At 65.5% G+C, this 24384-nt stretch carries 27 protein-coding genes; 13 read left to right on the top strand and 14 right to left on the bottom strand.

The window, feature by feature from the left end; translation table 11 throughout:
* The first annotated feature begins 96 nt into the window (after positions 1–96).
* Positions 97–1302 carry a cytochrome P450 gene (locus MTY59_RS13465; protein WP_221046068.1) on the top strand — a complete coding sequence of 402 codons (1206 nt, stop codon included), beginning with the start codon at positions 97–99 and terminating at the stop codon, positions 1300–1302.
* 11 nt (positions 1303–1313) lie between these two features.
* A complete protein-coding gene (locus tag MTY59_RS13460) occupies positions 1314–1514 on the top strand; it encodes a ferredoxin (protein WP_007777398.1) in 201 nt (66 codons plus the stop codon).
* Positions 1515–1517: 3 nt separating this feature from the next.
* Here MTY59_RS13460 and MTY59_RS13455 read toward each other — a convergent pair whose 3' ends face one another.
* The 8 genes from MTY59_RS13455 to MTY59_RS13420 form a co-directional block, all read right to left on the bottom strand.
* On the bottom strand, positions 1518–1802 hold the full coding sequence (locus MTY59_RS13455; protein WP_221046067.1) for a DUF1330 domain-containing protein: 285 nt from the start codon (positions 1800–1802) through the stop codon (positions 1518–1520).
* Positions 1803–1832: 30 nt separating this feature from the next.
* Positions 1833–2021, bottom strand: coding sequence for a ferredoxin (locus tag MTY59_RS13450; RefSeq protein WP_221046066.1), 189 nt, complete (start codon positions 2019–2021; stop codon positions 1833–1835).
* On the bottom strand, positions 2018–3289 hold the full coding sequence (locus tag MTY59_RS13445) for a cytochrome P450 (protein WP_221046065.1): 1272 nt from the start codon (positions 3287–3289) through the stop codon (positions 2018–2020). Before MTY59_RS13445 ends, MTY59_RS13450 begins: the two co-directional genes overlap by 4 nt.
* A gap of 162 nt (positions 3290–3451) precedes the next feature.
* Positions 3452–3958: a hypothetical protein gene (locus tag MTY59_RS13440; protein WP_221046064.1), complete on the bottom strand. Its 507-nt coding sequence runs from the start codon at positions 3956–3958 to the stop codon at positions 3452–3454.
* A complete protein-coding gene (locus MTY59_RS13435; RefSeq protein WP_221046063.1) occupies positions 3955–4569 on the bottom strand; it encodes a TetR/AcrR family transcriptional regulator in 615 nt (204 codons plus the stop codon). The genes MTY59_RS13440 and MTY59_RS13435 overlap by 4 nt, the downstream gene beginning before the upstream one ends.
* Positions 4570–4698: 129 nt before the next feature.
* A complete protein-coding gene (locus MTY59_RS13430; RefSeq protein WP_221046062.1) occupies positions 4699–5853 on the bottom strand; it encodes a thiolase family protein in 1155 nt (384 codons plus the stop codon).
* 139 nt (positions 5854–5992) lie between these two features.
* Positions 5993–7159: an acyl-CoA dehydrogenase family protein gene (locus MTY59_RS13425; protein WP_221046430.1), complete on the bottom strand. Its 1167-nt coding sequence runs from the start codon at positions 7157–7159 to the stop codon at positions 5993–5995.
* Between the two features lie 126 nt (positions 7160–7285).
* A complete protein-coding gene (locus MTY59_RS13420) occupies positions 7286–8584 on the bottom strand; it encodes an amidohydrolase family protein (RefSeq protein ID WP_221046061.1) in 1299 nt (432 codons plus the stop codon).
* A 399-nt stretch (positions 8585–8983) separates the two neighbouring features.
* Between MTY59_RS13420 and MTY59_RS13415 the strand changes: the two genes are divergently transcribed.
* The 8 genes from MTY59_RS13415 to MTY59_RS13380 all read left to right on the top strand — a co-directional run bounded on the left by MTY59_RS13415 (position 8984) and on the right by MTY59_RS13380 (position 15129).
* On the top strand, positions 8984–9502 hold the full coding sequence (locus tag MTY59_RS13415) for a carboxymuconolactone decarboxylase family protein (RefSeq protein WP_221046060.1): 519 nt from the start codon (positions 8984–8986) through the stop codon (positions 9500–9502).
* Between the two features lie 17 nt (positions 9503–9519).
* Positions 9520–10797 (top strand): aromatic ring-hydroxylating oxygenase subunit alpha, encoded by a 1278-nt coding sequence (locus tag MTY59_RS13410; RefSeq protein WP_221046059.1) that lies wholly within the window; start codon positions 9520–9522, stop codon positions 10795–10797.
* Positions 10781–11104: a hypothetical protein gene (locus tag MTY59_RS13405; RefSeq protein ID WP_221046058.1), complete on the top strand. Its 324-nt coding sequence runs from the start codon at positions 10781–10783 to the stop codon at positions 11102–11104. The genes MTY59_RS13410 and MTY59_RS13405 overlap by 17 nt, the downstream gene beginning before the upstream one ends.
* A gap of 3 nt (positions 11105–11107) precedes the next feature.
* Positions 11108–12346 carry a metal-dependent hydrolase family protein gene (locus MTY59_RS13400; RefSeq protein WP_221046057.1) on the top strand — a complete coding sequence of 413 codons (1239 nt, stop codon included), beginning with the start codon at positions 11108–11110 and terminating at the stop codon, positions 12344–12346.
* The gene (locus MTY59_RS13395) at positions 12318–12773 is read left to right on the top strand and encodes a nuclear transport factor 2 family protein (protein ID WP_221046056.1); all 456 of its coding nucleotides are present in this window, start codon (positions 12318–12320) and stop codon (positions 12771–12773) included. The genes MTY59_RS13400 and MTY59_RS13395 overlap by 29 nt, the downstream gene beginning before the upstream one ends.
* Positions 12774–12790: 17 nt before the next feature.
* Positions 12791–13888 (top strand): acyl-CoA dehydrogenase family protein, encoded by a 1098-nt coding sequence (locus tag MTY59_RS13390; RefSeq protein WP_221046055.1) that lies wholly within the window; start codon positions 12791–12793, stop codon positions 13886–13888.
* Between the two features lie 3 nt (positions 13889–13891).
* The gene (locus tag MTY59_RS13385) at positions 13892–14722 is read left to right on the top strand and encodes an acyl-CoA dehydrogenase family protein (RefSeq protein WP_221046054.1); all 831 of its coding nucleotides are present in this window, start codon (positions 13892–13894) and stop codon (positions 14720–14722) included.
* A 137-nt stretch (positions 14723–14859) separates the two neighbouring features.
* Positions 14860–15129 carry a DUF4190 domain-containing protein gene (locus MTY59_RS13380; protein ID WP_221046053.1) on the top strand — a complete coding sequence of 90 codons (270 nt, stop codon included), beginning with the start codon at positions 14860–14862 and terminating at the stop codon, positions 15127–15129.
* Between the two features lie 8 nt (positions 15130–15137).
* Here the strand turns inward: MTY59_RS13380 and MTY59_RS13375 are convergent, their stop codons facing one another.
* The gene (locus tag MTY59_RS13375; RefSeq protein ID WP_221046052.1) at positions 15138–16313 is read right to left on the bottom strand and encodes an acyl-CoA dehydrogenase family protein; all 1176 of its coding nucleotides are present in this window, start codon (positions 16311–16313) and stop codon (positions 15138–15140) included.
* A gap of 242 nt (positions 16314–16555) precedes the next feature.
* Here MTY59_RS13375 and MTY59_RS13370 point away from each other — a divergent pair, with 242 nt between their 5' ends.
* Together MTY59_RS13370 and MTY59_RS13365 are read left to right on the top strand one after the other, a co-directional pair.
* Complete coding sequence (locus tag MTY59_RS13370) at positions 16556–17206, top strand: TetR/AcrR family transcriptional regulator (RefSeq protein ID WP_221046051.1); 651 nt, start codon at positions 16556–16558, stop codon at positions 17204–17206.
* Positions 17207–17445: 239 nt separating this feature from the next.
* Positions 17446–18294 carry a mycofactocin-coupled SDR family oxidoreductase gene (locus MTY59_RS13365; protein WP_221046050.1) on the top strand — a complete coding sequence of 283 codons (849 nt, stop codon included), beginning with the start codon at positions 17446–17448 and terminating at the stop codon, positions 18292–18294.
* A gap of 3 nt (positions 18295–18297) precedes the next feature.
* Here MTY59_RS13365 and MTY59_RS13360 read toward each other — a convergent pair whose 3' ends face one another.
* Both MTY59_RS13360 and MTY59_RS13355 read right to left on the bottom strand, forming a co-directional pair.
* Complete coding sequence (locus MTY59_RS13360) at positions 18298–18714, bottom strand: DUF5313 domain-containing protein (RefSeq protein ID WP_221046049.1); 417 nt, start codon at positions 18712–18714, stop codon at positions 18298–18300.
* A gap of 16 nt (positions 18715–18730) precedes the next feature.
* Positions 18731–19222 carry a MarR family winged helix-turn-helix transcriptional regulator gene (locus MTY59_RS13355; protein ID WP_221046048.1) on the bottom strand — a complete coding sequence of 164 codons (492 nt, stop codon included), beginning with the start codon at positions 19220–19222 and terminating at the stop codon, positions 18731–18733.
* Positions 19223–19307: 85 nt separating this feature from the next.
* Here MTY59_RS13355 and MTY59_RS13350 point away from each other — a divergent pair, with 85 nt between their 5' ends.
* Positions 19308–20147: an SDR family NAD(P)-dependent oxidoreductase gene (locus MTY59_RS13350; protein ID WP_221046047.1), complete on the top strand. Its 840-nt coding sequence runs from the start codon at positions 19308–19310 to the stop codon at positions 20145–20147.
* Here the strand turns inward: MTY59_RS13350 and MTY59_RS13345 are convergent.
* The 3 genes from MTY59_RS13345 to MTY59_RS13335 are packed head-to-tail and all read right to left on the bottom strand — an operon-like array spanning position 20144 to position 24384.
* Entirely contained in the window at positions 20144–20953 is an 810-nt protein-coding gene (locus MTY59_RS13345; RefSeq protein ID WP_221046046.1) for an SDR family NAD(P)-dependent oxidoreductase, read from the bottom strand. The genes MTY59_RS13350 and MTY59_RS13345 overlap by 4 nt on opposite strands.
* A 6-nt stretch (positions 20954–20959) precedes the next feature.
* Positions 20960–23389: a CaiB/BaiF CoA-transferase family protein gene (locus MTY59_RS13340; RefSeq protein WP_221046045.1), complete on the bottom strand. Its 2430-nt coding sequence runs from the start codon at positions 23387–23389 to the stop codon at positions 20960–20962.
* A complete protein-coding gene (locus tag MTY59_RS13335) occupies positions 23386–24384 on the bottom strand; it encodes an enoyl-CoA hydratase/isomerase family protein (RefSeq protein ID WP_221046044.1) in 999 nt (332 codons plus the stop codon). The genes MTY59_RS13340 and MTY59_RS13335 overlap by 4 nt, the downstream gene beginning before the upstream one ends.

Here is a 24384-nt window from a genome sequence, read left to right as displayed (position 1 = left end):
GTCTTTCCGGTTCGTCACGAAGGTATTACCGTTAGCGTTACAGTCAGGGGCTCCGCTGTAAAGGTTCAGCCCGACCTCGCCGCTGAGGAGGATTCAGTGACCAAACCGAAGGTTGTCTTCGACCCGTACGCCGAGGACTACTTCAACAATCCGTTCGACATCTATCGGCGGATGCGCGAGGAAGCGCCCCTGTATTACGACGAGAAAGAGGATTTTTACGCGCTGACCCGCCACGAAGACGTCGCGGCCGCGTTCAAGGACTTCGAGACGTATTCGTCGGCGCGCGGCTGCGACCTGGCGATGGTGCGCCGGGGCATCGCGCCCGAGCAGAAGTCGATCATCTTCATGGACCCGCCGGAGCACCGCCACATGCGCAGCCTGCTCAATAAGGCGTTCACTCCGCGGGCCATTCAATCGCAGCGCGAGACGATCATCGAGGTGATCGACAAGTACCTCGGCGCCGTCGACTCCGACAATTTCGACGTCGTGCAGGACTTTTCCGGGCCCTTTCCGGTGGAGGTCATCACCCGGATGGCCGGCGTGCCGGAGGAATACCGCCAGCAGGTGCGCCACTGGATCGACACCAGTCTGCATCACGACCCGGGGCAGATCGAGATCAGCGAAGCCGGCATGCAGGCCAACATCGACACGGCGATGTACTACTTCAGCCTGGTCCAGGAGCGGCGTCAGGAGCCGCAGGACGACATGATCAGCCGCCTGATCGCGGCCGAGATCCCGGGCGAAAATGGCGAGCTGCGCAAGCTCGACGACATCGAGATCTGCGGATTCGCAACCCTTCTGGGCGGCGCGGGCGCCGAGACCGTCACCAAGCTGATGGGCAACGCGGCGGTCATCTTCGCCAACCACCCCGACCAGTGGCAGAAGCTGCAGGAGGACCGCGACAAGATTCCTGGGGCCGTCGAAGAGCTACTGCGCTACGAGGGACCGGTCCAGTACAACGTCCGCTACACCCTCAAAGAGGCCCACGTCAGCGGTGGCGTGATCCCGGCGGGCAAACCCGTATTCCTCTGCGGCGCCGCGGCGAACCGCGACCCGGAGGCGTTCACCGACGCCGACACATTCGACATCGAGCGTGACCATACCGAGGCGCAGCACCTCGGACTCGGGTACGGGATCCACAGCTGCCTCGGCGCCGCACTGGCCCGCCTGGAAAGCCGGATCGCGCTGGAGCGGCTGCTCGATTTCATGCCGCGCTACGAGGTGGACTGGGCGGGGTGCAAACGGGTGAACATGCAGAACGTTGCGGGCTGGAAGAACGTGCCCGTCAAGGTGCTTCGGTAAGGGGGTTGGCGGTGACGAAAAAGATCGAAGTCGATTGGGGACTCTGCGAGAGCAACGGCGTCTGCATGGGCATCAACCCCGACATATTCGAACTCGGCGACGACGACATGCTGACGGTCCATCAGGAAGAAGTGACCCCGGAGAACGAGGCCGACGTGCGCGAGGCCGTCCGTCAATGCCCCCGGCAGGCGATCTCCATCGTCGGAGAGTAGCGGTCAGAGTCCGGAGAGGATGACCGCGTTGCAGTCGGCCGCCGCCTGCCGCAGTTTCGCTGCCTTTTGGTAGCCCTCGGACTCGTACCACGCCCGGGCGGCGTCCACCGACTCGAATTCCAGGACGACGGTCTGGTCGCCGTGCCAATCGCCTTCGACGACTTTGGGTGCGGTGTCCACCGCGAGTACGGTGGCGCCACTCATCGCCGATCCGGCGGCTTGGGCGTATGCCTTCATGCCTTCCGGGTCTTTGATCGCCTCGGTGAGGATGACATAGCCTTTTGCCACTCGAATCTCCTTACTCGCCGGTGTATTTGGTTACTTCTCGCTGATCGCCTGCTCGGGACAGCATTCGATTGCCTCCTGAGCTGCCGCCGCCAATTCCGTTGGAACGTCGGAATCTATGGCCTCGGCGTAACCGTCGTCGGTCAGGCTGAACACGTCGGGACACAGCGTGAGACACATGCCGTGACCGCGACACTTCTGGTCGTCTACCCAAACTTTCATGCCAGTGTGAACTCCAGGTGCAGTTCGGTCAGGCCGCGCAGGATGTACGTCGGAACATATTGGTAGCGGCGGTCATTTGCCGGTCCATGAACCTTTTCATCGATCCTGATGTCGGTCGTGCGGTCGAGCAACCGCTCGATCGCCACCCGGGTTTCGGCCCGCGCCAGCGGCGCGCCCGGGCAGCTGTGGATGCCGCGCCCGAACGAGATGTGTTGGCGGGCGTTCTTGCGGGCCGGATCGAACGTGGCTGGGTCCTCGAACCGGCGCGGATCACGGTTGGCGGCGGCCTGCAGGATCATCACCGTGGTGCCGGCGGGCAGGTCGACGCCGCCGACATTGACCGGCACCCGGTTCATCCGGAAGTCGCCCTTCACCGGGCTCTCGTGGCGCAGCGACTCTTCGATGAAGTTCGGGATCAGACTGCGATCCTTGCGCAACTGCGCCTGGATGTCGGGGCGCTCCCCCAGCGTCTGCAAAGACGCGCCCAGCAGCCGCACGGTGGTCTCCTGGCCCGCGGAGAAGACATTGCTGGCGACGCGGGCCACGTCCTCGACGTCGGGAACCGAGCCGTCGGGATACGTCGCGGTCGCGAGCCCGGTCAGGACGTCGTCGCGGGGTTCTCGGCGGCGGTCGCGGACGTAGTCGGAAAACAGCCCGTAGAGGAATTCCAGCGGGCTGTGAGCCAGGGATCCCTTGGTGCCGCCGACGCCGCCACCGGCGTGCTCAGCGATGCCCTTGACGAACTTGTCGCGGTCCTCAATCGGCACGCCCAGCAGGTCGGCGATGACGAGCAGCGTGAATGGCCCGGCGAAGCCCTTGATCCACTCGCCGCGTCCGGGCGCGAGAAAGTCGTCGAGCGCCTGGTCGGCGAGCGCCCACATGGCGTCCTCGTTCTCCTTGAGGCGCTTGGGGGTGATCAGCCGCATCATGAGGGAGCGGTGGTTGGTATGGGTCGGCGGATCGAGCGTGGGCAGCTGGTCGCTGAACGGCAGCTCGTCGCGATGTTGCTCGATCAGCTCGGTGATGTCGTCACCCTCGATAGGCACCGGGAAACCCGGGAAGGGGCCGGTGACCGAGATGCACGACGACCACGTCTCGGCGTCGTTGAGCACCGCGCACGCCTCTTCCCAACCGGTGATCATGGTGACCTCGTGATGGCTCTCCCGCGTGACGGGGCACCGCTCGCGCAGCGCCTCGTAGTAGGGGTACGGGTTCTCGATGAGCTCGCTGCCGCGGAAGAAGTCCAACTCGGAGAATTCGCTCGCCATCTCCTGCTCCTTGAATCTCGGCTAGTGAGAACGTGCCTCTCGCGGATGAGTATTACATTTTCACACGGCGTGGTGGTCGTCAACGACGGGACCCCCGCTCCGGCGTCAAAATGCGCGCGCATCGCTCGGGCCGGGTGGCTGCGCGGTTCCGGGCCGGGCCGGCTAGCGGGAGGGGACCAGATCGGCGGCGACCGAGGGCCACGCCAGCAGCCCGCTGCGGAAGGTCTCCACCTGACGGATCGGGGCGTGCGGTGCGGCCGCGGCCGCCAGCGCCTGGGCCTTGAACGTCTGGGCGGCCATGCTCAGCTCGTGTTGCACCAGGCCGACGCTCTCGTCGAGCTCGGAAGGCCAGTTCTCCCCCCACAACGTGACCTCGGTGACGCCGTGATCGAGGGCCTGCAGCACACCCCGGCGCACCCGCGCGTCGCAGCCGAACAGGTCCGCCGCGGCGGCCAGGGCCTGCGGACGGGGCCGCGATTGCACCGACGCCAGCGCCTCTTCAAGATCGAGCACCTGGGCGCCGATGATGTGTAGCGGCCGATCGTCCGGATGATCGGCGACCAGCACGGTCACGTCCCAGCCCGCCATCGAGCGGTCGAAGATCCAGCCGCCGGCGAATCTCACCACGTCGAGGACGGTGGTGGCGACGACGTCCAGCCGGTACCTCATGCCGTCTCGGGCTTCCTCGGGGGCGCGAAATCCCGCGCCAATGTCTCGGCGTACTGCTTGAACGCGTCGGCTAGCGGTATCGAAGGATCGAGTAACCATGTCGTTTCCATTCCGTGGACGAAGGCGAGGATTTCTACTGCCTTGACGGCGGGGTCCATGTCGTCGCGGTACCGACCCTCGGCCTGACCGCGACGGATGAGATCGGCGACGATGTCGGTCGCGGCCCGGTACCGAGACAGCATCCGGTCGTGCAGCGGCGCCTCGGGAAGGATGTTCTCGACCAGTAGCACCGTGAACGTGCCCACCAGTTCGGGCGCCCGGTGAATACGGTCCGCGACCGCGGCGATCTGGTCGAACAGGTCGCCGGTCCGGTCCGCGTGGGTGTCGTCATCGAGGTCGCGGGCATCGAGCACCGCGTGCAGCAGCTGCTCCTTCGATTCGAAGTGATGCAGCAGCCCCGCGGGAGTGACCCCGGCCTCCCCGGCGATCTGGGCGAGCGTCGTGCTGCGCCAGCCGTTGCGGGTGAGCAGGCGTTGCGCGACGTCGAGAATCCGCTGTTTGCGGTCTTCGCCCTTGGCGAGGAGCGTGTCGTATCGCCGTGCGACGGGCACCAGAACCCCCTCAACCCGCGTGGTAACGACGTCGGAAAACCAACCTAGTGAACACACAGTAGGTTAGTTTGGCCGCTGTGACAAGGGTCACGTGTGCATGGTTTTTCCCGCGGCGTCAGGCCGCCGCCGTCAGCTCACCAGCTCCACCAGCGTGGCGTTGGCGGTCCCACCGCCCTCGCACATGGTCTGCAGGCCGTAACGAATCCCGTTGTCGCGCATGTGATGCGCCATCCGTGTCATCAGCACCGCGCCGGATGCGCCAAGCGGATGCCCCAGCGCGATGGCGCCCCCCAGCGGATTCATCCGGGCCGGGTCCGCCCCGGTCTCCGCCAGCCACGCCAGCGGCACCGGCGCGAAGGCCTCGTTGACCTCGAAGACGCCGACGTCGGACAACGCGACGCCGGCCTTGGTCAGCACCTTCTCGGTGGCCGGGATGGGGCCGGTGAGCATCAGCACCGGGTCCGCCCCGGTCACCGCACCCGCCAGGTACCGCACGATCGGGGTCAGGCCCAGCTCGACCGCCATCTCGGCGGTGGTCACCAGCAGTGCCGCGGCGCCGTCGGAAATCTGGGAGGAGTTGCCCGCATGGATCACGCCATCTTCGGCGAAGGCCGGTTTGAGCGTGCCGAGCTTCTCGACGGTGCTGCCGCGCCGCACGCCTTCGTCGGCGGTGAAGACGTTGTTGTCGGCCCCGTCGACGAAGACCGGCACGATCTGGTCAGTGAATGCACCGCCATCCAGCGCCGCGGCGGCCCGCTCGTGGGATTCGACGGAGAATTCGTCGAGCCGGGTGCGCGAGAATCCCCACTTCTTGGCGATCATCTCCGCCGACAGGCCCTGGTTGAAGGAGAAATCGTCGTAGCGGGCAAGGACTTTCGGGCCATACGGCATACCGGTGGCCCGGGCCGAACCGAGCGGAACACGGCTCATGACCTCGACCCCACCGGCCACGACGACGTCCTGCTGGCCGGACATCACCGCCTGCACGGCGAAGTCCAGCGCCTGCTGGCTGGAACCGCAGGCGCGGTTGACGGTGGTGCCGGGGATGGTCTCGGGCCAACCGGCGGCCAGGATCGCGTAACGGCCGATGTTGCTGGACTGGTCGCCCACCTGGGACACGCAGCCCCAGATCACGTCGTCGATGATGTCGGGGCCGATGCCGGTGCGTTCGATGAGTTCGGTCAGGACGACCGCGGAGAGGTCGGCGGCATGCATGCCGGACAGCGCGCCGTTGCGTTTCCCTACCGGGGTACGCACGGCCTCGACGATGACTGTTTCACGCATAATCTCTACTCCGATTGCTTCTCGCCCGAACTGTTCCACATCAGATTCTGATAGGGCTCACCGACCAGTAAACGATGGCTCCCGCCGCTGCGCGAAAGCGGCATAGGCCGCGGCGGTAGCTGTCATTGCGAAATTGAAATCAGTAGCTTCTCGGCAACTTCAGGACGTTGGCTCCCAGGAAGTTCAGAATCATCTCCTGGCTGACCGGCGCGATCTTCATCAGCCGGGCCTCGCGGAAGTACCGCGTGATGTGGTACTCCTCGGCGTACCCCATGCCGCCGTGGGTTTGCAGCGCCCGGTCCGCGGCGGCGAAGCCGGCATCGGCGCACAGATACTTGGCCGTATTGGCCTCGCGCCCACAGGGTTTGCCGTTGTCGTAGAGCCAGGTGGCCTTGCGCAGCATCAGCTCGGCGGCATCGAGGCGGGCCAGTGAATCGGCGAGCGGGAACTGCAATCCCTGGTTCATCCCGATGGGTCGGCCGAAGACCTCGCGCTCGTTGCCGTATTTCACCGCCTTTTCCAGCGCCACCCGCCCGATGCCGAGAGCCTCGGCCGCGATCAGCATCCGCTCCGGGTTGAGGCCGTCGAGGATGTATTTAAAGCCCTTGCCCTCCTCACCGATTCGGTCCTCGACCGGCACCTCGAGGTTGTCGATGAACAATTCGTTGGAGCTGACGGCGTTGCGGCCCATCTTGCGGATCGGGCGGATGTCAATCCGGCTGCGGTCGAGATCGGTGAGGAACAGCGTCATCCCGTCGGTCTTCTTGGTGACCTCGTCATAGCTCTGCGTCCGGGTGAGCAACAGGATCTTGTCGGATTCCATCGCTTTGGAGATCCAGACCTTGCGACCGTTGACGATGTAGCGATCGCCGTCCCGCTTCGCGAACGTGGTGATACGCGAAGTGTCAAGCCCGGCACCGGGTTCGGTGACGCCGAAGCAGACGTGCACCTCACCGGTCGCGACGGCGGGCAACGTCCTGGCCTTGAGCTCATCGGAGCCGTGCACCACCACCGGCTGCATGCCGAAGATGGAAAGGTGAATCGAGCTGGCGGCGTTCATGGCGCCGCCGGACTTGGCGACTTCCTCGAGCAGGATCGTCGCCTCGGTGATGCCCAGTCCGTGACCGCCGTATTCGGTGGGGATGGTCATTCCGAGCCAGCCGCCATCGGCGATGGCGCGGTAGAACTCGGCCGGGAATTCGTGCGCCTGGTCTTTTTCCATCCAGTACTGGTCGTCGAACTTGCGCGCCAGCTCCGCGACGGACCGGCGTATCAGTTCCTGGTCATCGGTCAGCTCAAAGTTCATTCCAGCGCCGGGCACTGCTCATTCTCCTTCGATCGAAATGCAGCAGCTTTCGGTGCCGGCCCGCTGCGCCCGGCTCGCCGCACTTGCGACCGCCACCGGCGCACTTGCATTCCGGCGACCTGCTGTCTAGTCCTTATTGCCGCTCAGGGCTTTGGCGTTGGCCGCGAAATCCGCGAAGGACGAGCCGCCTCGGCTGTCCTTTTCGTGGCCCTTGGCCTTAATGGACACGTCGTGACCCTCGGCGGATTTGCGCAGCGCACCGACGGTCGCTTGTTCGCGCGAAATGTGCGTGAACGGGTCGAACGAGTACCAGCGCATGGCGTTCTCGTAGGTCATCTTGTTGATTTCGTCGTCGGGAACGTTGTTGATGGACAAGACATCCCAGAGCTCTTCCGGCGCGCCCGGCCACATCGAATCGCTGTGCGGGTAGTCGGCTTCCCAGCAGATGTTGTCGATGCCGATCTCGTTGCGCAGTGCCACGCCGACCTTGTCGCTGATGAAGCACGTCAGGAAGTGGTCGCGGAAAACCTCGCTGGGCAGCTTGCCCTTGAAGTCTTGGTGCGTCCAGGCGGAGTGCATCTCGAAGGTACGGTCGGCGCGCTCCAGGAAGTAGGGGATCCAGCCGGTTCCGCCCTCGGACAGCGCGATCTTGAGGTCCGGGTACTCCTTGATCGGCTTGGACCACAACAGGTCGGCGGCCGCCTGCACGATGTTCATCGGCTGCAACGTGATCATCACGTCCATCGGTGCATCCGGCGCGGTGATGGCCAGCCGTCCCGAGGAACCGATGTGCACGTTCATCACGGTGTTGGTGTCGCACAACGCCTTCCACAGTGGGGCCCAATAGTCGTCGTGGAAACTGGGGTAACCCATCGCGGCCGGGTTCTCGGTGAACGTCAGGGCATGCACGCCCTTCTTGGCGACCCGTCGCACCTCTGCCGCGCACGCCTCGGCGTCCCAGATCACCGGGATCGCCATCGGGATGAATCGCGCCGGGTAGGCGCCGCACCATTCGTCGATGTGCCAGTCGTTGTAAGCCTGCACCAGTGCGATCGAGAAGTCGTGGTCGTCGGTTGCGAAGAGGCGGCCCGCGAAACCCGGGAAGGAAGGGAAGCAGATCGAGGCCAGGATGCCGCCGGCGTTCATGTCTTTGACGCGCTCGTCCACGTTGTAACAACCCGGCCGGATCTCGTCGAGCCCCGTGGGCTCGATGCCGTACTCCTCTTTGGGCCGTCCGGCCACCGCGTTGAGCGCCACGTTGGGGATGACGGTGTCGCGGAACTTCCACATGTCCGAACCGTCGGCGTTGTGCACCAGCCGGGGAGCGTCGTCCTGATACTTCTTCGAGAGGTGGTTCTTGAACATCTCGGGCGGCTCGACGGTGTGGTCGTCGACGCTGATCAGGATCATGTCTTCTTTGTTCATGGCCGTCCCTTTCATCGGATCCACCGGATCGATTGCAGCCTCGGCGAATCACTCTCCCGTGCCAAGATCACTAAAATGAAAACTATCTTCTCGTCAGGCGAGAATCAACATCCATACTTTGCCGAGATGGTCCGTACCCGCCTGACCAGCGCCCGAACGCGGAGACGAATTACGAGGTCCCGGCGCGCCAATGCCGTGAGGTTAGGACCCGACTGGGCACATCGGCATGACGGCGCCGCCACATTTATGCGTACGACAGCTATCCCGGCGAGGTGAGCCAGGCCGTGACCGGACGCGTGCCGTCCGGCCACACGTCGGCATTGACCGGGCGCGCGTTTCGTGCCAGTCTGTTAGTTGCAAATGAGAATATGATTCTCTTTCACCGAGAGGACACTGCCAATGCGTTTGCAGCCGCTGCCCGCTGACCAGTGGGACGAGGCGACCCGGCAGGCACTCTCGGCCATGCGTGGCGCGGAGACCAACAACGCGCTGTCGACCTTCGCCCACCATCCGGCGCTGGCCAAGGCGTTTCTCCGATTCAACGTCCACCTTCTGATGTCGTCCACGCTGCCGCCACGCATCCGCGAGCTGGCCATCCTGCGGGTGGCACATCGCCGGCAGTGCGCCTACGAGTGGTCGCACCACGTGAGGATGGCCAAGGACGAAGGGATCACCGACGACCAGATCGCGGCCCTGCAACGAGGTGAGGCCGCCGATACGTTCGACCAAGCCGTGATCACCGGGGTCGACGAGCTCGACGAGAAATCGGAGCTGTCCGATCAAACCTGGGTGGCACTCGGCGAGCGCCTCGACGATCAGCAACGCATGGATTTCGTTTTCACGGTCGGCTGCTACGCGCTGCTGGCCATGGCCTTCAACACTTTTGGCATCCAGCTCGAACACGCCGAACAGCACTGATTAGAGGAGTAAGAACGTTGCCGCACTTCCCCAAGCCAGCCGCCGGCAGCTGGACAGAAAACTACCCGGACCTGGGCACCGAGCCGGTCGACTACACCGACTCCATCGATCCGGCGTTCTTCGAGGCCGAGCGCGAAGCCGTCTTCAAGAAGACCTGGCTCAACGTCGGCCGGGTCGAACGACTCCCCCGCACCGGCAGCTACTTCACCAGGGAACTGCCGTCGGCCGGCAAGGGCACGTCGGTGATCATCACCAAGACTAAGGACGGGACCGTCAAGGCGTACCACAACGTCTGCCGGCACCGCGGAAACAAGTTGGTGTGGAACGACTTTCCCCACGAGGAGACCTCCGGCACCTGCCGGCAGTTCACCTGCAAGTACCACGCGTGGCGCTACAACCTCGACGGTGACCTGACCTTCATCCAGCAGCCGGAGGAGTTCTTCAACGTCGACAAGAGCGACTACGGCCTGGCAGCCGTCCGCTGCGAGGTGTGGGAAGGCTTTATCTTCATCAACTTCGACGACAACGCCGCACCGCTCATCGACTACCTCGGGCCGCTGGCCAAGAGCATCGAGGGCTACCCCTTCGGTGAGATGACGGAGACCTACTCCTACCGGGCCGAAGTGGGCAGCAACTGGAAGCTGTTCATCGACGCGTTCGTCGAGTTCTACCACGCGCCGATCCTGCACCAGGGGCAGTACACCAAGGAAGAAGCAGCCAAGATCCAGAAGTTCGGCTACGAGGCGCTGCACTACGAGCTGGCCGGCCCGCACAACCTGCAGTCGACCTGGGGTGGTCAGGCGCCGCCTCCGGACATGTCCATGGTGAAGCCGATGGACCAGGTGCTGCGCAGCGGTCTGTTCGGCCCGTGGGACAAGCCGGAGATCATTGAGAACCTGGAGTTGCCGCCGGGTGTCAACGTGAAGCGGGTGCCGCAGTGGGGCATCGACTCGTGGCTGTTCTACCCGAACTTCATGCTGCTGATCTGGGAGCCGGGCTGGTATCTGACCTACCACTACTGGCCGACCGCGGTGGACAAGCACATCTTCGAGTCGTCGCTGTACTTCGTGCCGCCACGCAATGCGCGGGAACGCCTGGCCCAGGAGCTGGCCGCGGTGACGTTCAAGGAGTACGCGCTGCAGGACGCCAACACCCTGGAAGCGACCCAGACCATGATCGGCACCCGGGCCGTCAAGGAATTCCTGCTGTGCGACCAGGAAGTCTTGATCCGTCATCTGCACAAGACGACCGCTGACTACGTGAAGGAGCACCAGCGCAATGCCGTTACCGTCTGAATTCGCGGCCCTGGAGCCCTTTTTGGATTGGGATCTGGCCACCGAGCCCGAACGCTACGCCAAGCGTCTGGCCTCGACGATGCCCGAGATGCAGGCGTTCTATGACGTCGCGTTCCCGAAGCTGAACGACGCCATCGCGTACTGCGACAAGTTTCCGCTGGACGACCTGCCCGACGACGCGAAGACGCTCATGCACATCATGCAATCCTTGGTCATGGTGTCGTTCCCGATCGAGGCGTGGAAACAACCGCGCGTCCCGGACAGCGGCGCGGCGTGGGTCGAAGTGATCCGGGAACCGGTGATCTGACACGTGCTGACGCTCAAGGCCGCGGGGCTGCTCGACGTTGATGGCGGCGAGATCATTCGGCCCGGCATCCTGAAGGTCGAGGACGACCGGATCGTCGGCGTCGGGGGCTCGGGCCCGACGGGCCCAGAAGATAACGTCATCGACCTCGGCGACCAGATCTTGTTGCCGGGCCTGATGGACATGGAGGTCAACCTCCTGATGGGCGGACGCGGCGAGACGCCCGGGCTGTCCCAGGTTCAGGACGACCCGCCGACGCGAGTGCTGCGCGCGGTCGGCAATGCCCGACGCACGCTGCGCGCCGGATTCACCACGGTGCGCAACCTCGGGCTGTTCGTCAAGACGGGCGGCTACCTACTGGATGTCGCGCTGGGCAAGGCAATTGACGCCGGCTGGATCGACGGGCCACGAATCGTTCCCGCCGGCCACGCCATCACCCCCACCGGCGGGCACCTGGACCCGACGATGTTCGCCGCATTCATGCCAGGCGCACTCGAGCTCACGGTAGAAGAGGGCATCGCCAACGGAGTCGACGAGATCCGCAAGGCCGTGCGATACCAGATCAAGCACGGCGCCCAATTGATCAAGGTGTGCGTTTCCGGCGGCGTGATGTCGTTGACCGGCGAGGCTGGTGCACAACACTATTCGGACGAGGAACTGCGCGCGATCGTCGACGAGGCACACCGGCGCGGGCTGCGCGTCGCCGCGCACACGCACGGAGCGGAAGCGGTCAAGCACGCGGTCGCATGCGGCATCGACTGCATCGAACACGGATTCCTGATGGACGACGAGGCCATCCAGATGCTGGTCGACAACGACAGGTTCCTGGTGACCACCCGCAGGCTTGCCCAGGCAATGGATGTGTCTCGCGCCCCGAAAGCATTGCAGGACAAGGCGGCCGAGATGTTCCCTAAGGCCGAAACATCGATCAAGGCCGCCTACGAGGCGGGGGTGAAGATCGCCGTCGGCACCGATGCCCCGGCCATACCGCACGGCAAGAACGCCGACGAGCTCGTCACGCTGGTGGAATGGGGCATGCCGCCGCTGGCGGTGCTGCGGGCCGCCACCACGACCGCGGCCGAGCTGATCGACGTCACCGACAGGGGGCGCCTGGCGACGGGCCAGCTCGCCGACATCATTGCGGTGCCCGGAAACCCGTTGCAAGACATCACCGTTACCCGAGACGTCAGCTTCGTGATGAAAGGCGGCAAGGTCTATGTCGACAAATCAGCCAACCAGAACTGACGACCTGGTCGAGATTCAGCAGCTGCTCGGCCGCTACGCGGTCACCATCACCCAGGGGGACATCGAGGGTCTCGTCGCCGTGTTCACTCCCGACGGCACCTACAGCGCTTTCGGTGAAACCTACAGCCTGAGCCGATTCCCGGAATTGGTGGCCGCGGCCCCAAAGGGCTTGTTCCTCACCGGAACCGCAGTGGTCGACCTGGACGGGGACGCGGCCGGCGGCACCCAACCGCTGTGCTTCATCGATCACGCCACTCACGACATGCGCATCGGCTACTACCGCGACACCTATCTGCGCACCGCCGACGGGTGGCGGCTGAAGACCCGCGCCATGACCTTCATCCGTCGCAGCGGCGTGCACGATTCCGGACGCCCGCACGCCATCGGGCGTCCCGCCGGTGACTCCGCGGCCCAGGCAACGACTTAAGGAGCCGACTAATCGAAGTGAATGTCGAGCAGTTTCGGGCCGACCTGCACGCATGGCTCGACGACAACGATCTGACCCCCGAGCCCGACCACTCGCTGCAGGGACACATGCGGCAGTTCGCCCGGGTCAGCCGTGCGCTCTACGACGCCGATTGGATGCGGTTCGGCTGGCCGGTCGAGGTCGGCGGATTGGGCGGTCCCGCGGTGCTGCGCGCGATCGTCGGCGAAGAGGTGGTGGGCCGTCGGCTGGCCGAACCCGGCCCCTACTCGATGCTCGAGGTGCTCGCACCCACGATGATCGACTACGCACCGGCGGAGCTCGCCAAGGAAATGGTGCCACGCCTGCTGCGCGGCGAAGAGCAATGGTGCCAAGGCTTTTCCGAGCCGGGGTCGGGCAGCGACCTGGCATCTCTGACGACCCGGGCGGTCCAGGACGGCGACAACTGGATCGTCAACGGCCAAAAGGTCTGGACCAGCTTCGCGCAGTTCTCCACCCGGTGCGTCCTGCTCACCCGTACCGCCCCCGGGCACGACGGAATCACCGCGTTCTTCGTAGACCTCGATACGCCGGGCATCACCGTCCGCCCGTTGCGGACGATGCACGGTGTCGACGAATTCTGCGAGGTGTACTACGACGACGTGGTGATCCCGGCCAGCAGGATGCTGGGCAAGCCCGGCGACGGCTGGCGACTGGCCATGGACCTGCTGCCCTATGAGCGTTCCGCCTGTTTCTGGCAGCGAATCGCCTACCTCTATTCGCGTTTCGACGACCTGATCACCGCGGCGTCCGGAACCGGCGAGCCCGACGAATCCGCGCTGGGCGGAGCCTATCTGGCGCTGCACACATTGCGCTGCCGGTCGCGTGCCACCCAGCACCGGATGCGCGACGGGGCCCGACTGGGACCCGACACCTCCATCGACAAGGTGCTGTTGGCCTCCGCCGAGCAGCGGCTCTACGACACCGTCCGCGAGGTGTTGCCGGGGACGCTCGAGCTCGAAGACACGCCGTGGCGTTCGGAATACCTGTACTCGCGCGCGGCAACGATCTACGGCGGTACCGCGGAGATCCAGCGCAATATCATCGCCCGCCGGCTGCTCGACCTCGGGAAGGAGTGAACCGTGGCCCCTTCGGCAGACACCGAGTCAGACCCCGAATCGCTGCGCCTGCTGGCGGACTCGTTGCGGACGACGATGAGCGCCGCCTCGGGAGCCAAGCTTGACGCGGCGCTGACCGACCTCGGCTGGCGCGACATGCTCGACGAAATGCCGGACATCGCAATCCCTCTGGTGTTCAAGCTGCTCGGCGAGACCGGCGCGCACGCCCCCGCACTCAACGATGTGGTGCTGTGCGCGGCGGGTGACGCGCCGGGGGGCACGCTGCCGCTGCCGTTCGCCGGCGGCTCCTGGGTGCTGTGGGAGCGCGGCGACCACCCCGGCTCGGCGATCGACGAGCTGCTGCCGATACGCCCTGTGCCGCAAGAGGGTCCCTTGCCGTCGGCCGCACTGCAAGCGGGTTGGCGCGCCCTGGGTTGGTGGCTGGTGGGGACCAGCCACGCGATGCTGTCACTGGCCCGTCAGCACGCCGTGGACCGCGTTCAGTTCGGCCGGCACATCAGCTCGTTCCAGGCGATCCGGCACCGGCTGGCCGAAACACTCGTCGCGATCGAAGGTGCCGAGGCCACACTGCAGGCTGCCACGGAGTGCGACGACCCGCAGGGACTGGCTTCCCTGTTGGCGAAGGCCGCGGCCGGCCGGGCCGCGCTGACCGCCGCACGCCACTGCCAGCAGGTGCTGGGCGGTATCGGCTTCACCGCCGAGCATCCGCTGCACCACCACATCAAGCGGTCGCTGATTCTCGACGGACTACTGGGCAGCTCTCGCGAACTGACGCGTGCCGCCGGAAAAGCGGTGGTGGCGGCCGGATCTGCGCCACGGCTCGCGCAGCTGTAACGGGACGCCCCCGGAGGCCGCGCGTCGGCCGTCAGGCCGCGGTACACCCCATTTCTTGTCCCGCGGGCGCAGCTCGGAGCAGACTGGGCGCGGCGGCCAATTGGCGCCGGCCGTCAGCCCGAGGAGGTTGGGACGTAATGAGTCACCCCGACGCACCACAAAACCAGGTAGGCGTCGCCTCGGTGCTGCTGGGCCTGGTGGGACTCCTCACCTGCTGGTTGCTGCTCGGCGTGCCCTTCGGCATCGCGGCGGTGGTGACGGGCGACATCGCCCGCCGACGGGTTGGCCGCGGGGAGGCGAACAACCCCCGAACTGCCTTGGCCGGCATGGTTTTAGGGGCGATCGCGATAGTGGCGGGTCTGGTCGCCATCGGCTACTACGCCCAGCTTGACGCCCGAAATCACTGACGCGCAGCTCAATTGCGCGGCAGCCCGAGTACGCGTTCGGCGATGATGTTGCGCTGAATTTCCGACGTACCGCCGGCGATGGTCGCGGCGAAGGTGCGGGTGTACCGGTCGAACCAGCTGCCGTAGTGGCTGTCCAGGTTGAGCGGCGCGAACGGGGCCGTGACCGCGCGCAGTGGCAGTCCGTCGCCGTCTTTGGCGTTGAGGGCGTCCTCGCTGGCGCGTTGCATCGCCTCCGAACCGAGCAGCTTGAGCACCGACTGGGCGGGCACGTCCTCCTCGCCGCGCGCGGCTTTGGCCAGCGTCGCCGACCCCAGCAGCCGCATCGCGTAGAAATCCATCACCAGCGTCGCGTAGTGATCCCGCTGCACGGGCCCTGCGGGGCTGGACTCGACGGTCAACGCGCGCAACATGTCTGCGTAATCCAGCCACAGCATCGCGCGTTCGTGGCCGAGCGAACCGGTCGCGACGCGCCAGCCGGCGTTGAGCTCCCCCACCAAGTTCTCGGCCGGCACCCGCGCGTCGGTGAAGAAGACCTCGTTGAAGTCGACGTCTTCGATGTCGCCCACCGAAGCGAAGGGGCGACGCACTACGCCGGGGGTGTCGGTCGGAATCAGTAAAGCGCTGATGCCCTTGTGTTTTGGCGCGTCCGGGTCGGTGCGCACGAATGTCAGCAACACATCGGCTTGATGGGCGCCCGAGGTCCACACTTTCTGCCCATTGACGACGAAGTGGTCACCATCGCGCACCGCGCGCGTCTTCAGCGACGCGAGATCCGAGCCTGCACCGGGTTCGCTCATCCCCAGCGACGCGGTGATCTCCGCGCGCAAAATCGGCACCGCCCAACGCTGTTTCTGCTCGGGTGTGCCGAACGACAGCAATGACGCCGCGATGATGCCCACGCCCTGCGGATTGAAACTCTGATAGATGCGCCGGCGGGACAGCTCCTCCTGGTACACGTATTGCTGCAACAGCGTGGCGTTGCGCCCGCCGAACTCGGGCGGGTTGCCGGGCTGTAGCCATCCGCTGTCGAACAGCAGGCGTTGCCAGCGGCGGGCCCACTGCGGGATGTCCGAACTGGACCGCGGCCGCACCAGCGCCTCGGCTTCGGGAGGCAGATGCGCGTCGAGAAATGCCACGAATTCGGCTCGGAACGCCTCCACGTCGGCGTCAAACGTCAGCTGCACGACACTTCCCGGGATGAGTCTGAGCGCACCGAGCCGTCGGTAGATTCGGGTTTCCGCCGACGAAGGGGTTCACTCTTGCGATTACGCTTCCATACACACGTCTAAGAGAATAGTATTCTCGTGGTAAGAAAGTTACAATCTCCGACACGTGATCCGTGAGGGGGTCGAGCGCAGCGATGTCACGGCGTTCTCCGGTAGAGTCCAACCATGTTCTCCCCTCGCGGCAATCACCTGAGCCAGCCGTGACCAACCCCAGCGAAGAGCCGGCCTGGAAGCAGCGTGCCGTCGAGCGGTCCATCAAGACTGCGAAACTGCGCGCGGCGCAACGTGTTCAGCGCTTCCTCGACGCGGCCCAGGCCATCATCATCGAAAAGGGCAGCACGGACTTTACCGTGCAGGAGGTCGTGGACCGCTCCCGCCAATCGTTGCGCAGCTTCTACCTGCAATTCGACGGCAAGCACGAGTTGCTGCTGGCGCTCTTCGAGGACGCCCTGAGCCGATCGGCCGACCAGATCCGCGCCGCCACCGAGAGCCAAACCGATCCGCTGGAGCGGCTGCAGGTCGCCGTCCAACTCCTCTACGAGGCGTCCCGCCCGGACCCCACGGCCAAGCGTCCGCTGTTCACCGACTTTGCTCCAAGGTTGCTGGTGACGCATCCTGCGGAGGTCAAAGTCGCCCATGCGCCGCTCCTCGCGTTGCTGACGGAGCTGATGGACGCGGCCCACGACGCCGGAAAGCTGCGTACCACCATCAATCCCAAGCGGGTGGCCGCCATGACCATGCAGACCGTCATGTTCATCGCGCAATCCAGCGGCGGGCCCGACGACGCGACGATGCACCCCATCACCGCCGAAGAGGTATGGGACTTCTGCTCACGCGGATTCGTCGCGTAGTACACCCCGAGCACGCCGCACCCCCCTCGTCTCTCGATGAGCAAATAGCGCACGCCGTTTGCCGGTGAGAATGAGATTCTCTAATATCTAGAACCAGAAATAGCCGAAACGGATCCGTCATTGACACCCGTGATGGCCGAATGACAGAGTTCAAGGGCGGCAAGACCCGCGGTCCTGTAGAACGCGTTTGTTCCCCGCTGAGGCGTGCCGATCAGATCAAGTCAGGAGTTGAGGTAGCCATGACCGGACGTGTTGAGGGCAAAGTCGCTTTCGTCACCGGAGCGGCACGCGGTCAGGGCCGCAGCCATGCGGTGCGGTTGGCCCAGGAGGGTGCCGACATCATCGCCGTCGACATCTGTAAGCCCATCCGCGAGGGCGTGCTGGACACCGCGATCCCGGCGTCGACGCCCGAAGACCTCGCCGAGACCGCCGACCTGGTCAAGGGGCACAACCGCAGGATCTTCACGGCCGAGGTCGATGTCCGCAACTTCGACGCACTCAAGGCGGCGGTGGACAACGGCGTCGAGCAGCTCGGCCGGCTCGACATCATCGTGGCCAACGCCGGAATCGGCAACGGCGGCGAGACTTTGGACAAGACCAGTGAAGAAGACTGGACCGAGATGATCGACATCAACCTGGCCGGCGTGTGGAAGACGGTGAAAGCCGGTGTGCCGCACCTGATCGCGGGTGGCAACGGCGGTTCGATCATCCTGACCAGCTCGGTGGGCGGGCTCAAGGCCTACCCCCACACCGGCCACTACGTCGCGGCCAAGCACGGCGTCGTCGGGCTGATGCGCGCCTTCGGAGTTGAGCTGGGACAGCACATGATTCGCGTCAACTCCGTGCACCCGACCCACGTCAAGACGCCGATGCTGCACAATGACGGCACCTTCAAGATGTTCCGCCCGGACCTGGAAAACCCGGGTCCGGACGACATGGCGCCGATCTGCCAGCTTTTCCACACGCTGCCGATCCCCTGGGTTGAGCCGATCGATATCAGCAACGCGGTGCTGTTCTTCGCCTCCGATGAAGCTCGCTACATCACCGGTGTGACGCTGCCCGTCGACGCGGGCAGCTGCCTGAAGTAGCCGCTAGAAGGGGCTGCTGTTGGACTGCCATTCGGCCGATTCGGGTCGCGGCCCGTAGCGGGCGATGTAGTCCTCGTGCATCCGCGCCTGTTTCCGGCGGGCGACCACGTCGACCAGGTTCGGGTCCAGTCCATGGACCGCCAGCCGGTGGCGGCGCCAGACCTTGTTCAGGGCAAGCGTTATCAGCAGCGACCAGATGTAGAGCGGCGCGGTCATCTCCGTGTGCACGTAGAGCGAGGCCGGCAACAGCCAGAACGGAGCAAGCACCAGCAGGGGCGGGATCGCCCACCTGATCATGTGCCGGCGAACGGCTCCCTCCCCGGCCAGATCGCGGGCCACCCAGGTGCGCATCGAGTCGGGCAGTCGCCGGCCGTAGGAATAGCCGATCCGCTGCCACAGATTGGGTTTCGCGTCGGTCATGATGGCTCCTCGGGTTTCAGGATTGCAGTGCGCCGGCCGCGACGGCGGCGGCGTTGATACGGGTGAGGACCCGATGTAGGTTCTCGAGTTCGGCCAGCTCGACACCCAGACGCGCCACCACGGCGGGCGGAATCTCAAGTGCTCGCTCCCGCAAGGCGATTCCGCGCTGCGTCAGCATCACATCGGTGGTGCGCTCGTCGGCCGCGTTCTTGGCGCGGGTGATCAGCCCCTGCGCCTCCAGGCGCTTGAGCATCGGCGAAAGTGTGGCGGAATCCATCTGCAACGCGGCGGCAATCTGCTTGACCGACAACGGGAACTGGTCCGCCGCGGGAGCCTTGCGGTGATCCCACAGCGCCAGCATCACCAGGTATTGCGGATGCGTCAGGCCGAGCGGCTCCAACAGGGGCCGATACACCGCCAGGACCGCCCGGTTGGTCGTCGCCAGCGCGAAGCACACCTGGTGTTCGAGCGCCAGCGGATCGATGTCGCGCGCAGTCGGAGCGGCCATAGTTACATGGTGCCCTAATAGTTAGGGCCCAATCTACATGATGTCTCTCACACCGTTTCCCGGGCGAGTAATACGCTCGGAATCCATGGACGGTTTCGAGGGACGCGGGGCGGTCATCACCGGCGGTGCGAGTGGCATCGGTTTGGCCACCGCCACCGAATTCGCCCGACGCGGGGCCCGCCTGGTGCTGGCCGACGTCGACGGCTCCGCGCTGGAACGAGCCGTGGCGCAATTGAAGGCCGAGGGGTTCGACGCGCACGGGGTGACGTGCGATGTGCGGCATCTGGATCAAATGACTCACCTCGCGGACGAATCCTTTCGTCTGCTGGGTCAGGTCGATGTCGTGTTCAGCAATGCGGGCATAGTCGTCGCCGGTCCGCTCGCCGCGATGACGCACGAGGACTGGCGCTGGGTCATCGATATCGACTTGTGGGGTTCGATCCACGCCGTCGAGGCATTCGTGCCGAAGTTGATCGAGCAGGGCAGGGGTGGCCACATCGCATTCACCGCTTCCTTTGCCGGGCTGGTGCCCAACGCCGGCCTCGGGGCATACGGCGTTGCCAAGTACGGCGTCGTCGGGCTGGCCGAGACGCTGGCCCGCGAGGTCAGGGACAACGGCATCGGCGTCTCGGTGCTTTGCCCGATGGTCATCGAGACGGGGTTGGTCGCGAACTCGGAACGAATTCGCGGCGCGGATGACGGGCTCGCATCAGCGCCGGACCTGACGAGCGGCTTCGGACAGCTCCCGCCGACGCAGGATGACACGGTGTCGGTCGATGGCGTGGCACGGCTGACGGCCGACGCAATTCTGGCCAACCGCTTGTACATCCTGCCGCACGAGGCGGCCCGTGCGTCGGTCAAGCGCAGGTTCGAACGCATTGACCGCACCTTCGACGAACAGGCCGCCGAGGGCTGGACGCACTAGCTCGTCGGCCCCAACCGGTAGTCGCCGGTCCGCGGGTCGTGATACCAACCGCCGGAGGCCTGGGTGCCGCCGTCGACGTGGAGCGTCTGGCCGGTCAGGTAGCCCGACATGTCGGAGGCTAGAAACACCGCGGCACCGGCGATTTCGTCGACATGGCCGGGACGTCCCAGCGGCACGATGTTTCCCATGGCGGCGATCGCGGCACCGCCGCCAAGGTTCGCCAGCCCTTCGGTGAGCGTGATATCCGGCGCTATCGCGTTGACCCGGATGTTGTGCGGGGCCAGTTCCAGCGCCGCGGTTTTGGTGTAGTTGATGACACCGGCCTTGGCGGCGGCGTATGCCGCGTAGCCCGGTGCGGCCCGTACGCCCTCGATCGAGGTGAGCGAGATGATGCAGCCGGGCAGGCTCGCGGACACCATCTGCCGGGCGATCCGTTGGCTGCACAGCAGCACGTGGCGCAGGTTGGCACGATACAAGGCGTCCCAGCCGTTTTCGCTGGTTTCCAGCAACGGTGAGGAGAACACCCCGCCGGCGTTGTTGACCAGGATCGTGGGCGTGCCGAGTTCGGCGCTGGTGCGCTCAAGTGCGGCGTCCACCTGCTCACTGTCTCGGACATCGGCGACGATTCCCAGGGCACCAATGGATTCGGCTGCCTGCGCACAGGTTTCCGGGTCGCGTTCCCAGATCGCCACCCGGGCACCGAATGCCGCCATCCCGGCCGCGATGCCGCGCCCGATGCCGGCTCCCCCACCGGTCACCACCGCTACCCGACCGGTGAGCAGAATGTTCGACGGATCGATCGCCATGGTCGATCAGCTCCTCGCGCGCATGGCCGGCGCGCTGCCGATCACGCCGTCGGTTTCCAGGGCGGCGATCTCCGAACCGGACAGGCCCAGGCCGGACAGCAGTTCGTGGTTGTGCTGCCCCAACAGCGGCGCATGCTCGGTGTGGAACTTGTGGGGTCCGGCCGAGAACCTCATCGGCACGCTGCTGAGCCTAGCCGGGCCGTTGACCGGATGGTCGACCTCTTCGAAGAAATCCCGGAACGCCAACTGTTCCAGCTCGGGTTGGCGGTGCGGTTGCATGACTTTGGCGACGGGCACGCCGGCGTCCCACAGGGTTGCGACGATTTCGTCGCAGCTGCGGTACCGGCACCAGGCCGCGAGTTGCTCGTCGATGGCATTGTGGTGTGTGCGTCGGCCGGATTCGGTGGAGAGCCTGGGATCGGTTGCCCAGGGGGGTGATCCGAGCGCCCGGCACAGGCTGTCCCACTGATCGCCGGTGGCCACTGCGATGGCGACCCAGCTGTCGAGCCGGCCGAATTCGTCGATGTCGGCGCTGAGGTAGAGGTTCTGCGGTGCGGCGGTCGGTCCCCTGTTGCCGGCCCGCTCGAGCAGCGCCCCGTATGCCGTGTACTCGATGACCTGCTCGGCGGCGATGCTCAGGGCGGCATCGACCATCGCCGCCTCCACGAACACGCCCTCGCCGGTGCGGCGCCGGTGCTCGAGCGCGAGCAGTATCGCGTTGAGCGCGTGCACACCCGCGTTGGGGTCACCGATCGAATACGGGTCGTACGGCGTTCGATCCGGATAGCCGGTAAGCCAGCTCACGCCGGAGGCGGATTCGATGACGTAGGCGAAAGCGGGATTGTCCCGCCACGGGCCTTCGAGGCCGAAGCCGGGCATCCGCACCATCACGGTGTCCGGCCGAATCGATTGCACCGCGGCGAAATCCAGCCCGATCTGGTCCAGCACCCGCGGGGTGAAATTCTCCACCACGACGTCGCACGTGGCGATGAACTCACGCAGTAGCTCGCGCCCCCGCGGACTCTGCAGGTCCAGAGTCAGGCCCTTCTTGTTGGTGTTGAGGGCCTCGAAGATCGGTGACTTCTCCCACCACTGGTCCTCGGTGATCGGTATACCGGCGATCATCCGTGTGCCATCGGGACGGCTGGTCGACTCGATATGGATGACCTCGGCCCCGAGCAATGCCAGCGAATGGGTGCAGCATGGACCCGCCCAGAACGTCGTCATGTCCAACACCCGAATACCTTGCAGCGGCAGCGCTTTCGCCGCTCCGGTCGGCGCCGGCCGCGCCGGGAGAGCTGCTGCACGATAGCGCTCGGTGTGCTCGCCCAGCCGCGGCGCCGGCTGCGGGGCGCGCAATTGCGCAGGCCACATGCGATACGGGTGGCTCGGCTGCTGGAAGCCATCGCGCGGATTGCGCGCGAATGACTCGCGCTCCACGAACTGATCGAAGGAAGTGACGTTGGCGCCGTTCGCCACGCGCGCGTTGGGAATACGGAACGCCGAGGCCAGTTCCCGGATTTCGTCAACCGGGGTCTCCGCCAGCCAGGAAAAGAGCTCCTCGGCGTGGATGTTGGCCTGCTCGGTGATCGACAGCGGCGATTCCTCATCGATCCACTCCGGGTGGCCTACCATCGCGCACAGGTCGAACCACTGCTGCGCGGTCCCGCAGCCGAGATCCACCAGCCCGTCCTTAGCCTGGGCCACCCCAGGGATGGTCGGCCGTCGCATGTCTCGCCACGGCCGTCCGAGCACTTCGAAGTAGGACACCGGGTAATAGGTGAGGCACAGAATCTGTGTCTCGAGCATCGACAGGTCCAGCACTTCGCCTGCTCCGCCGTCGATTCGGCGCCAGCGCGACGTCAGGGTGGCCACGCTGGCGTAGACGCCGGCCAGGTACTCACCGACTTGACCACCGACGAAGACGGGCGCACGCTCCTGCTCGCCGCGGCCGAGCCCGACGATCCCGCCCGACCACGCCTGCAGGGTGAACTCGGTCGCGGCACGGTCTCGCCAGGGGCCTTCCAGCCCGAACGGTGTGATCGAGGTGACGGTGAGATGCGGGTGGCGGCGGTGGATGGCGTCCGGCGTAAAGTCCGGGTGCTCGGCCACTTTCGAGCCGGCCGACCACACCGCCGCGTCCGCGGACGCGAGCAGCCGGTTCACCAGCTCGGCGTCGGCGTCGTCGGCGAGATCGGCAACGACACCGTGTTTCGCCCCGGCCAGGAAGCTGAACAGGGCGCCGTCCCCGCCGGCCGGGATGGTGGCGTCCGATGCCGACCACCGGCGCAGCGAATCACCCTCGGGTGACTCGATTTTCACGACGTCGGCACCGCCGTCGGCGAGCAGCTTGGTGCAGTAGGCGCCGGCTATACCGGTGGACAGGTCGATCACCGTATAGCCGGCCAGCGGCGGTCCGACGCGGTGTGGCGTCACTGTTTCTTTCTTTTCGCTTTGGCGCCCTTGTCGGCACGCGCCTTCTTGCGCGCCTTCTTGCTCAGCCGCCATTCGGCGGGGAACTTGTCATCGTTGTCCTTGACCGCGTCGCCCAGACCCCGCTTCATCGCGTCGTCGAGCATCAGCTCGTCGCCGCCATCCGGGCGCACGCCGGCGCCCATCGACTCGAAGACGCCGCTGAGCATGCTGCCGAGGTATTCGCCCTGGAACTGCTTCATGATCTCGAAGAAGACCTTCTGCATGAACACCGTGTCGGTTGGGCGGTTACTCGCGCAGGCCAACGCGTATCTCTCCACCTCGGCCTCGAGTTCGTCCCGCGGTACCACACTGTTGAGGAAGTTGCAGTCATACATCTCGGCGGCGGTGAATGCCCTTCCGGTGAACACCATTTCCTGGAACTTGCGAATGCCCATGGTCTGCGCCCACCACCACATCCGGGGACCCCAGCCGTAATACCGGAACGACGGATGCCCGAACAGCGCATCGTCGCTGGAGATGACCAGATCGGCGTCGGCGGCCTGGTAGAAGTGCCAGCCGTAGCAGTAGCCCTTTGCCTCCAGGATGGAGATCTTCTTGAAGTCCTGCAGGCCGCGGATGCCCGAATTCGGGTTGGCGTACCACTGGCCCAGGGTGGCACCGTTGCGGAACGAACCCTGCGGCGGATACCGGATTTCGTCGGCGCCGATCCGGTATTCGGCAAGCCGCGGGCTCTGGTCCGCCGCATCACGCATCCGCATCACCTCGGTCAGGTCCGCGCCCGAACCAAGGTCGTCGCCGGCTCCGCGGACCACCAGAACCTTGACGTCGTCGTCAATGCTGGCCCGGTGCAACAAGTCCGCGTAGCGCAGGCGTGCGGCGACCGTCGGTGCGTTGAGATAGTCCGGTCGGTCGAACGTGATCGTGGCGATCCGCGTCACGGCGTCTTTGTGGTACCGGATGATCTCTTCGGCCTCCGGCTCCGGGGGCTCGGGCAT

This window comes from Mycobacterium senriense, assembly GCF_019668465.1.
Lineage (GTDB): Bacteria > Actinomycetota > Actinomycetes > Mycobacteriales > Mycobacteriaceae > Mycobacterium > Mycobacterium senriense.
Note: the sequence above shows the minus strand (reverse complement) of the source record. Positions and strands in the feature narration are given on the sequence as shown.